Origin of the sequence: Duganella callida (assembly GCF_004614165.1) — a bacterium.
Classification (GTDB): Bacteria; Pseudomonadota; Gammaproteobacteria; order Burkholderiales; family Burkholderiaceae_D; genus Rugamonas; species Rugamonas callida.
On the sequence record NZ_SPVG01000224.1, the window covers coordinates 1 to 8,140 of the forward strand.

General features: G+C 64.6%; 10 protein-coding genes. 3 read left to right on the top strand and 7 right to left on the bottom strand.

Annotation, left to right across the window (positions count from 1 at the left end; all coding sequences use genetic code 11):
• On the bottom strand, nucleotides 1-751 hold a 751-nt coding region (locus tag E4L98_RS22465), incomplete at its 3' end, for a DMT family transporter (protein ID WP_135203771.1).
• Nucleotides 752-879: 128 nt separating this feature from the next.
• Here E4L98_RS22465 and E4L98_RS22470 point away from each other — a divergent pair.
• From E4L98_RS22470 to panC, 3 genes are read left to right on the top strand one after another with little or no spacing between them, the layout of a single operon-like run.
• Nucleotides 880-1,089, top strand: coding sequence for a DUF3460 family protein (locus E4L98_RS22470; protein ID WP_135203772.1), 210 nt, complete (start codon nucleotides 880-882; stop codon nucleotides 1,087-1,089).
• An 18-nt stretch (nucleotides 1,090-1,107) separates the two neighbouring features.
• The gene (locus E4L98_RS22475; protein WP_135203773.1) at nucleotides 1,108-2,058 is read left to right on the top strand and encodes a segregation and condensation protein A; all 951 of its coding nucleotides are present in this window, start codon (nucleotides 1,108-1,110) and stop codon (nucleotides 2,056-2,058) included.
• A gap of 18 nt (nucleotides 2,059-2,076) precedes the next feature.
• A complete protein-coding gene (gene panC / locus E4L98_RS22480; RefSeq protein ID WP_135203774.1) occupies nucleotides 2,077-2,916 on the top strand; it encodes a pantoate--beta-alanine ligase in 840 nt (279 codons plus the stop codon).
• On the opposite strand, the gene E4L98_RS22485 is transcribed toward panC, so the two are convergent.
• The 6 genes from E4L98_RS22485 to E4L98_RS22510 form a co-directional block, all read right to left on the bottom strand.
• Nucleotides 2,913-3,521: a hypothetical protein gene (locus E4L98_RS22485; RefSeq protein ID WP_135203775.1), complete on the bottom strand. Its 609-nt coding sequence runs from the start codon at nucleotides 3,519-3,521 to the stop codon at nucleotides 2,913-2,915. The two genes, panC and E4L98_RS22485, sit on opposite strands and share 4 nt — an antisense overlap.
• 63 nt (nucleotides 3,522-3,584) lie before the next feature.
• Nucleotides 3,585-4,796: an EAL and HDOD domain-containing protein gene (locus E4L98_RS22490; protein WP_135203776.1), complete on the bottom strand. Its 1,212-nt coding sequence runs from the start codon at nucleotides 4,794-4,796 to the stop codon at nucleotides 3,585-3,587.
• A gap of 90 nt (nucleotides 4,797-4,886) precedes the next feature.
• Nucleotides 4,887-5,276 carry a chemotaxis response regulator CheY gene (cheY, locus tag E4L98_RS22495; protein ID WP_131144818.1) on the bottom strand — a complete coding sequence of 130 codons (390 nt, stop codon included), beginning with the start codon at nucleotides 5,274-5,276 and terminating at the stop codon, nucleotides 4,887-4,889.
• 133 nt (nucleotides 5,277-5,409) lie between these two features.
• The gene (locus E4L98_RS22500) at nucleotides 5,410-6,480 is read right to left on the bottom strand and encodes a protein-glutamate methylesterase/protein-glutamine glutaminase (RefSeq protein ID WP_135203777.1); all 1,071 of its coding nucleotides are present in this window, start codon (nucleotides 6,478-6,480) and stop codon (nucleotides 5,410-5,412) included.
• Nucleotides 6,481-6,498: 18 nt separating this feature from the next.
• Complete coding sequence (gene cheD / locus E4L98_RS22505) at nucleotides 6,499-7,092, bottom strand: chemoreceptor glutamine deamidase CheD (RefSeq protein ID WP_135203778.1); 594 nt, start codon at nucleotides 7,090-7,092, stop codon at nucleotides 6,499-6,501.
• A gap of 8 nt (nucleotides 7,093-7,100) precedes the next feature.
• Nucleotides 7,101-7,967 carry a CheR family methyltransferase gene (locus tag E4L98_RS22510; protein WP_135203779.1) on the bottom strand — a complete coding sequence of 289 codons (867 nt, stop codon included), beginning with the start codon at nucleotides 7,965-7,967 and terminating at the stop codon, nucleotides 7,101-7,103.
• Nucleotides 7,968-8,140 lie beyond the last annotated feature (173 nt).

Consider the following 8,140-nt stretch of genomic DNA (forward strand, 5'->3'; position numbering starts at 1 on the left):
CGGCCGCCTGCACGCCCTCGCCCCAGAAACGGAAGGCGATGATGGCCGGACACGTCGCCACGTAGGCCAGCGCCGCCAGCAGGGTCCAGCTCCACTGCACCGGGAGCGCGCCCAGCGCCTGCTCGCCGAGCGCGAACGCGCCCGACCACAGCACGCCGAGCGCGACCTGCGCCGCCAGAAAGCTGGCCCAGTTGGCGCGCAGCGCGGCCGGTTCGCGCACGCGCGTCAGCAGCCAGCTGTAGAACGACCAGGCGATGGTGGCCAGGATCATGAACAGGTCGCCCGGCACCAGCCGCAGTTCCAGCACGTGGCGCCATTCGCCGCGCGCCAGCACCAGCACCACGCCGGCGATCGACAGCACCGCGCCGGTCACCTGGCGCCGGCTCACCGCCACGCCGAAGCACAGCCAGCCGGTCAGCATCATCCACACCGGCATGCCCGACGCCACCAGCGTGACGTTGATCGGCGTCGAGGTTTGCAGCGCCATATATTGCAGTGCGTTATACATGCCGATGCCGAGCAGCCCCAGCAGGGCGTAGCTGCGCCAGTGGCGCCACAGGCCGGCGTCGCGGCGGAATACCGGACCGGCCAGCGGCAGCAGAATCAACAGGGCAATCGCCCAGCGCAGGAAGTTCAGCAGCACCGGCGGCAGCAGGTCGTGCACCAGCCGGCCGACGATGGCGTTGCCGGCCCACAGCAGCGGCGGCAAGGTCAGCAGGAAGATGGTCTTGGCGGTGAGGCGCTGGGTCATTTTTGATATTCGTGCAACAGCGAGGTGCCAGAGCATACCCGATCCGGCCGGCGATGAGCGATAGAAATAGCGTTGTCGCGCTGCGGCGCGGTAAAATAACCGCTGCTGATCCACCCCACTTATAAAATATGAAACTCTCCAAACAACATTCGATGTACGAATCCGATCACACCCTGTTCATCAAGTCGCTGAAGGAGAAAAATCCGCACATTGATGAAGGCCAGCAGAAAGGCCGCGCGTTGCTGTGGGACCGTCCACCGGTGTCGCTCGATGAGCAGCAGCGCCAGCTGGAATCGGCCATCCGCCAGCAGGCTTACGTCTACCAGAACAAAGTGTAAGCCCGCGGGACGGCAGGGATGTTGCCAGACCAAACGGCTGACCTGCAGCCGCCAGCGCCGGAGGCCGGCGACGGCGCTGCGGACGGTGTGGCTTCCATTGGCACAGCCGGGCCAGCCGATCACGCAGGCGACGCCGAGCCGGCCGCGTCAGCCGAAGCCGCGGCCGCAGCCGCCGCGGTCACGGCCGAAGTCTCGGCCCTGGCCCGGCTGTACGGCGAGCCGCTGCTCAAGCTGCCGACCGATCTGTACATCCCGCCCGACGCGCTGGAAATCTTCCTCGACGCGTTCGAGGGGCCGCTGGACTTGCTGCTGTACCTGATCCGCAAGCAGAACTTCAACATCCTCGACATCCCGATGGCGCAGCTGACGCTGCAATATCTGCAGTACGTCGACCAGATCCGCCTGTCGAACCTGGAGCTGGCGGCCGAATACCTGCTGATGGCAGCCATGCTGATCGAAATCAAGTCGCGCATGCTGCTGCCGCAGCGCCAGGCCGAACTCGATGTGGAAGCGGACGATCCGCGCGCCGAGCTGGTGCGCCGCCTGCTCGAATACGAGCAGATCAAGCTGGCCGCCTACGACCTCAACGCCCTGCCGCAGGTCGACCGCGATTTCGTGCGCACCCAGATCTTCATCGAGCAAAGCCTGGTGCCGACCTGGCCGCAGGTGGACGCGATCGACCTGCAGCAAGCCTGGCTCGATGTGCTGAAGCGCGCCAAGCTGACCCAGCACCACAAGATCAGCCGCGAGGAACTGTCGGTGCGCGAGCACATGACCGGCATCCTGCGCCGGCTGCAGAGCAGCCGCTTCGTCGAATTCGCCGACCTGTTCGACGGCGCCGGCGGCGTGCCGGTGGTGGTCGTCAACTTTGTGGCGCTGCTGGAGCTGGCCAAAGAAACCCTGATTGAAATTACCCAGGCCGAACCGTTCGCGCCGATTTATGTGCGGCTGGCCTATTCGCCTGCCTGATTGCTGCCTAAGATACCCATGAAAATCATCACCACCATAGAAGAACTGCGCGACCAACTCAGCGGCCAGCTGCGCACGGCCTTTGTCCCGACCATGGGCAATCTGCATGAAGGCCATCTGTCGCTGATGCGGCTGGCGCGCAAGCATGGCGACCCGGTGGTCGCCTCGATCTTCGTCAACCGCCTGCAGTTCGGCCCGAACGAGGATTTCGACAAGTACCCGCGCACCTTCCAGGCCGACGTCGAGAAGCTGGAAAAGGAAGGCGTGTACGTGCTGTTCGCGCCGACCGAGAAGGATTTGTACCCGGAACCGCAGGAATACCGCGTGCAGCCGCCGGACGGCCTGGGCAACATCCTCGAGGGCGAGTTCCGTCCGGGCTTCTTCAACGGCGTGTGCACGGTGGTGACCAAGCTGTTCTCGTGCGTGCAGCCGCGCGTGGCGGTGTTCGGCAAGAAGGATTACCAGCAGCTGATGATCGTGCGGAACATGACGCGCCAGTTCGCCATGCCCACCGAGATCATCGCCGCCGAAACCTGGCGCGCCGATGACGGCCTGGCGCTGTCGTCGCGCAATATGTACTTGTCGGCGACGGAACGCGCCGAGGCGCCGGCGCTGTACCAGGCATTGAACGCGGTCGCCAACGAGGTCCGCTCGGGCCACCTGGACGTGTTCCAGCTCGAACACAAGGCGATGGACGACCTGGCCCAGCGCGGCTGGAAACCCGATTACATCTCGATCCGCAAGCGCAACGACCTGCAGCCGCCGAACGCCGGCGACCTGGCGCAAGGCACGCCGCTGGTGGTGCTGGCCGCCGCCAAGCTGGGCACCACCCGTCTGATCGACAACCTGGAAATCTAAGGTTTGCCGCGCGGCGCGGCCGGGTTGACAGCGGTGGCCGGCGTGGCGGGCGCGGCCGAATTGGCCGGTCCAGCCGGCGCGGCCGGCTGCGATGGCTTCACTGGCGCCATCGGCGTTAATGGCGTCACTGGCGTTACCGTGGCGCCCTGCGGCGTCAGCTGAATCACCACCGCCGGCGCGACGGCAGCAGCTGGCGCCTGCTTTTCACGCAAGATCGCATTCATGGCCACGCTGAACAGCGCGATCACCAGCGCGATCATGACCAGCGTGGTCGCGACATACCATTTGATCATCTGCGACACCGCACGCTCGAGCTTTTGCGAAAACTCCGCGCGCAGCACCTCCATGCGCATGTCCATGGTGGCATTCAACGCCTTGGTGCGCTCATCCATGGCGCTACGGATGGCGTCAAACTGCACCGCCATGGTGGCGCGTAGCTCATCAAACTGCACCGCCATGGAGGTGCGTATCTCATCAAACTGCACCGCCGTGGTGGCGCGTAGCTCATTAAACTGCACATTCATGACCGTGCGCAAGTCGTCCACGGCCGTGCGCAGATCGCCGACCTTGGTGTCGATGTAGTCTTTGTCGGAATTCGCGTTCATGCGGCCATCTTGCGCCGCGCAAGCCGGGGCGTCAATGCTGGTGGCTGCGGTGTTTGCGCTGGATCAGGCGGCGACGTTCTGCGCCCAGGACAGGGCCGACAAATGGGCCTGGTTGACGTCCAGCGGGCTCAGCTTGAGCATGCGCGCCAGCGAGGCCACCAGGTCGGAATTCAGTTCGCAGGCTTCGGCCAGCGCCAGATACGGGCCGTATTTGCCATTGCGTGTGAGCAGCGCGGTCACCACGTCTTCCGACAGCTGGATGTTGGCCAGCACTTCCGCCATCGGGATGCCGAGCAGCCGGTCCAGCAGCGAGAACATGCCGGCGACGAACACATTTTCCGCCTCGCCCTTGCCGAGGTCGCGCTGTGCCAGCAGTTCGGCCAGGCGGCCGCGCACCACGGCGGTTTCCAGCAGCACCGGCGAATAGCCCGAGGTGCTGGCGGTGGCCAGCAGCAAGGTCAGCCAGCGATACAGCGGCGTGTAGCCGAGCAGGGTCAGGGCCTGGCGCAGCGATTGCACTTCCCGGCCCGCGCCGAATCCGGCCGAGTTGATGAAGCGCAGCAGCTTGTAGGTCAGCGTGGCGTCGCGCTTGAGCACCGCTTCCAGCTGGGCGATGTCGGCGTTCTGCCGCACCATCTGCATCAGCTGCATGATGATGGTCTGTGCCGGGTTCAGGCCCTTGGCGTCGGTCGACGGCCGCGGCGTCAGGTGCAGCTTGCCGACGAAGGCGTCCAGCCCCAGCGCGGCGCAGGCGTCGAAGTCGGCCCAGTTGCTGACCGGGCGCGCGATCATGCCCACCGTCGATTGCTTCAGCGCCGCGTAAGTGCGCGCCTGGGCGCCGACGTCGGCGCCGGTGAAGCGCACTTCCACGTAGGAGGCAATGCTGGACAGGCGGCTGCCGCTGCGCGCCAGGTCGGCCTCGCGCAGCAGGATGCCGACGCCGCCCGCGCGCAAGCCCTGCACGGCCGCCAGGGTGTCGGGATTGGCCAGCTCGGCCGCCCTGATCGACAGCACCGTGCGCTCCGGCGGCAGGTTGTGCAGCGCGTCGGTCGACAGCATGGCCGGGACGGCCTCGAGGAACAGGATTTTGTCGCGCAACAGCCAACCGCGCGCGTCGTCGTGGACGTGTGCGGCCACGAAGGCCACCAGCGATTCCAGCGCGTCCACCGTGGAGGCGGCGCCGCTGCTCAGCTGCTGCCAGCAGATTTCATAGCCGACCACGCGCTGCCGCGGATCGAGCAGCGGTTCACGGACGAGGAAATTGGTCTGGTGCATGGCTGTGGATGTGATCGATGCGAAGCGGCCCGCGCACTGCGGGCCTGCAGGTCGATGGCAGCGCCCGCGTCCGCGCCGCCCGCCACTGAATCAAGCGCCGAGTTTTTCGAAGATCTTGTTCAGCTTTTCGTCCAGCGTGGCGGCGGTGAACGGTTTCACCACGTAGCCGTTGGCGCCGGCCTGGGCCGCCGCGATGATGTTTTCCTTCTTGGCTTCGGCGGTCACCATCAGCACCGGCAGCTTGGCCAGCGCGGGATCGGCACGAATGTTCTGCAACATGGTCAGGCCGTCCATGTTGGGCATGTTCCAGTCGGACACGACGAAGTCGAACTGCTCCGAGCGCAGCTTGGCCAGCGCCATCACGCCATCCTCGGCTTCGTCGACATTGGCATAACCCAGTTCTTTTAACAGATTCCGGACGATGCGACGCATCGTCGAAAAATCGTCAACAACTAAAAATTTCATCTTTGGATCAGCCATGAATTGCTCCGTTGATTCTCTACGCGGTTGTTAATAGTGCCTACAATTTGGCAGCAAGTTGTAGGATAGCATTTCCGTTGCCTGAAGGCGAACAAAGTCGCAGTAAAACGTCACAGTTGCACAAATTGCATACTCACACGCGCAGCGCGCGCATGCCGTGTTGTGCCAGGTAGCCGAGCACCATGCCGGGCAGCGCCTGCAGCGCCCCCACTTCGTGCGCGGCGCCGACCGCGATCGCCTCGCGCGGCATGCCGAACACCACGGAGCTGGCTTCGTCCTGGGCGAAATTATACGCCCCGGCGTGGCGCATCTCCAGCATGCCGGCCGCGCCATCCTTGCCCATGCCGGTCAGGATAACACCAACCGCGTTCTTGCCGGCCGCTTGCGCGGCGGAACGGAACAGCACATCGACCGACGGCCGGTGACGGTTGACCGGTTCGGCCTGGTCGATGCGGGTCATGTAGTTGGCGCCGCTGCGGGTCAGGTACAGGTGCGAGTGGCCGGGCGCGATGTAGGCGTGGCCGGGCAGCACGCGTTCGTTGCCCTGCGCTTCCTGCACCGAGATCTTGCACAGCGTGTCCAGGCGCTTGGCGAACGAGCGCGTGAAGCCTTCCGGCATGTGCTGGGTGATCAGGATGCCGGGGCAGTCGGACGGCATCTGCATGAGGAATTCGCGGATCGCCTCGGTGCCGCCGGTGGAGGCGCCGATGATGATCAGCTTTTCCGACGACAGCAGCGGGTTGCGCAGCGCCGACAGCGGCGCGTGGCCCTGCTCGCCCGGCTGCGGCAGGCGGCGCGCCTGCACCCGCGCCTTGGAGGCGGCGCGGATCTTGTCGGTGATCAGTTCGGTATATTCGCGCATGCCGGCCTGGATCGAGATTTTCGGCTTGGTGACGAAGTCGACCGCGCCCAGTTCCAGTGCGCGCATGGTGATCTCGGAGCCGCGCTCGGTCAGCGAGGACACCATCACCACCGGCATCGGCCGCAGCCGCATGAGTTTTTCCAGGAAGTCGAGGCCATCCATCTTGGGCATCTCGACGTCCAAGGTCAGCACGTCGGGGTTGGTCTGCTTGATCAGTTCGCGCGCGACCAGCGGGTCGGGCGCCACGCCCACCACCTCCATGTCGGGCTGCGAGTTGATGATCTCGGTCATCACGCTGCGGATCAGTGCGGAGTCGTCGCACACCAGAACTTTGATCTTCATACACTACCTTTTTATTATTTAAAACAGATCGATCTCGCCGGCCACCGGCGCCACCTTGAGGCGGCTGGCATATTCGATTTCGCGCTTGACCAGGGTGTCGTTGTGGCTTTGCATCAGTTTCTTGACCAGCACCTTGCCGGTGCGCGGGAAAAAATACACCTTGCGCGGATAGATGTCGTTCAAGTCTTCCGCCACCACCTTGATGCGCTCGACCTTGAGGAAGTTCAGCACGAAGGCGGCGTTGCGCTCGCCGACGTTGATGGCGGTGAAGCCCTTCAGCACGGCGCCGCCGCCGAACACCTTGGCCTCGAGGTTGTCGCGCCGCGCGCCGGCCTTGAGCAGGTCGTTGATCAGGATTTCCATCGCGTAGGTGCCGTAGCGCGCCGAGGCCGACACCGGGCCGGCGTCGCCGCCGTCCGGCAGCATGAAGTGGTTCATGCCGCCCAGGCCGGTGGTGCGGTCGCGGATGCAGGCCGAGACGCAGGAGCCGAGCACGGTGACGATCAGCATGTCCTTGTTGGTGAAATAGTATTCGCCCGGCAGGATCTTGGCCGCTTCGCAGTCGAAGGTCCGGTCGTAATACACATTCGTGGCAAATTGTTCGAGGTCCATATTCTCTCTCACGGCCGCGGCGGCGCGGCTTTGCGGGCGGCGGCGCTGTCGTCCAGTTCGTAGACGGTCTTGCCGCGCAGTTTCAGGGACTCCGAGACATACAGGAAGTTTTCCGAATGGCCGGCGAACAGCAGCGCATCCGGCTTCATCAGCGGCACGAAGCGCGACAGGATCTTGCGCTGGGTAGCTTTATCGAAGTAAATCATGACGTTGCGGCAGAAGATGGCATCGAACTGGCCGCTGATCGGCCAGCTGTCCGCAAGCAGGTTCAACTGCTTGAACGTTATCATATTCCGCAGTTCCGGGCGCACACGGGCCTGGCCTTCGCGCTCGCCCTTGCCTTTGAGGAAGAAGCGGCGCTGGCGCTCGGGCGCCATCTTGTCCAGCCGGTCCATGGTGTAGACGCCCAGCTCGGCGTGCGCCAGCACGTTGGTGTCGATGTCGGTGGCGATGATCTGGCAGTTGGGCGTGAGCGTGTTGAACGCCTCGCACACGGTCATGGCGATCGAGTACGGTTCCTCGCCGGTGGAACTGGCCGAGCACCAGATGGTGATCGGGTCGCGCCGGCCCTTGATGTGCTCGGCCAGCAGCGGGAAGTGGTGGGCTTCGCGGAAGAACGAGGTCAGGTTGGTGGTCAGCGCGTTGGTGAACGATTCCCACTCTTCGCCCAGGCGGCCGGCTTCCAGTTCGTCCAGGTATTTGGCGAACGAGCCGATGCCGGTGGCGCGCAGGCGCCGCGCCAGGCGGCTGTAGACCATCTCCTGCTTGCTGTCGGCCAGCGAGATGCCGGCGCGCTTGTAGATCAGCGCGCGCACGCGCTCGAAGTCGCGGGCGTTGAAGTCAAATTCCTTGACCGTATCTTTTGATTGCGGCATATGTTAAATCCTTTGGGTGATGTGCTAACTATGCCTGCGCCGCGCCGGCCCGTGGGCCGACGCGGCGTTCACAGCTTAAAACTCTTCCCACTCGTCGGCCGCCGCGCTGACCGGCGCCTTTTTCGGCGCCGCCGGTTTGGCGGCCGGCTTGCCGGCCGCTCGCACTGCCGGCC

Coding starts and splice junctions, on each gene's coding strand:
- E4L98_RS22470 (WP_135203772.1), top strand. CDS start 880: ATGAAACTCTCCAAACAACATTCGATGTACGAATCCGATCACACCCTG.
- E4L98_RS22475 (WP_135203773.1), top strand. CDS start 1,108: ATGTTGCCAGACCAAACGGCTGACCTGCAGCCGCCAGCGCCGGAGGCC.
- panC (WP_135203774.1), top strand. CDS start 2,077: ATGAAAATCATCACCACCATAGAAGAACTGCGCGACCAACTCAGCGGC.
- E4L98_RS22485 (WP_135203775.1), bottom strand. CDS start 3,521: ATGAACGCGAATTCCGACAAAGACTACATCGACACCAAGGTCGGCGAT.
- E4L98_RS22490 (WP_135203776.1), bottom strand. CDS start 4,796: ATGCACCAGACCAATTTCCTCGTCCGTGAACCGCTGCTCGATCCGCGG.
- cheY (WP_131144818.1), bottom strand. CDS start 5,276: ATGGCTGATCCAAAGATGAAATTTTTAGTTGTTGACGATTTTTCGACG.
- E4L98_RS22500 (WP_135203777.1), bottom strand. CDS start 6,480: ATGAAGATCAAAGTTCTGGTGTGCGACGACTCCGCACTGATCCGCAGC.
- cheD (WP_135203778.1), bottom strand. CDS start 7,092: ATGGACCTCGAACAATTTGCCACGAATGTGTATTACGACCGGACCTTC.
- E4L98_RS22510 (WP_135203779.1), bottom strand. CDS start 7,967: ATGCCGCAATCAAAAGATACGGTCAAGGAATTTGACTTCAACGCCCGC.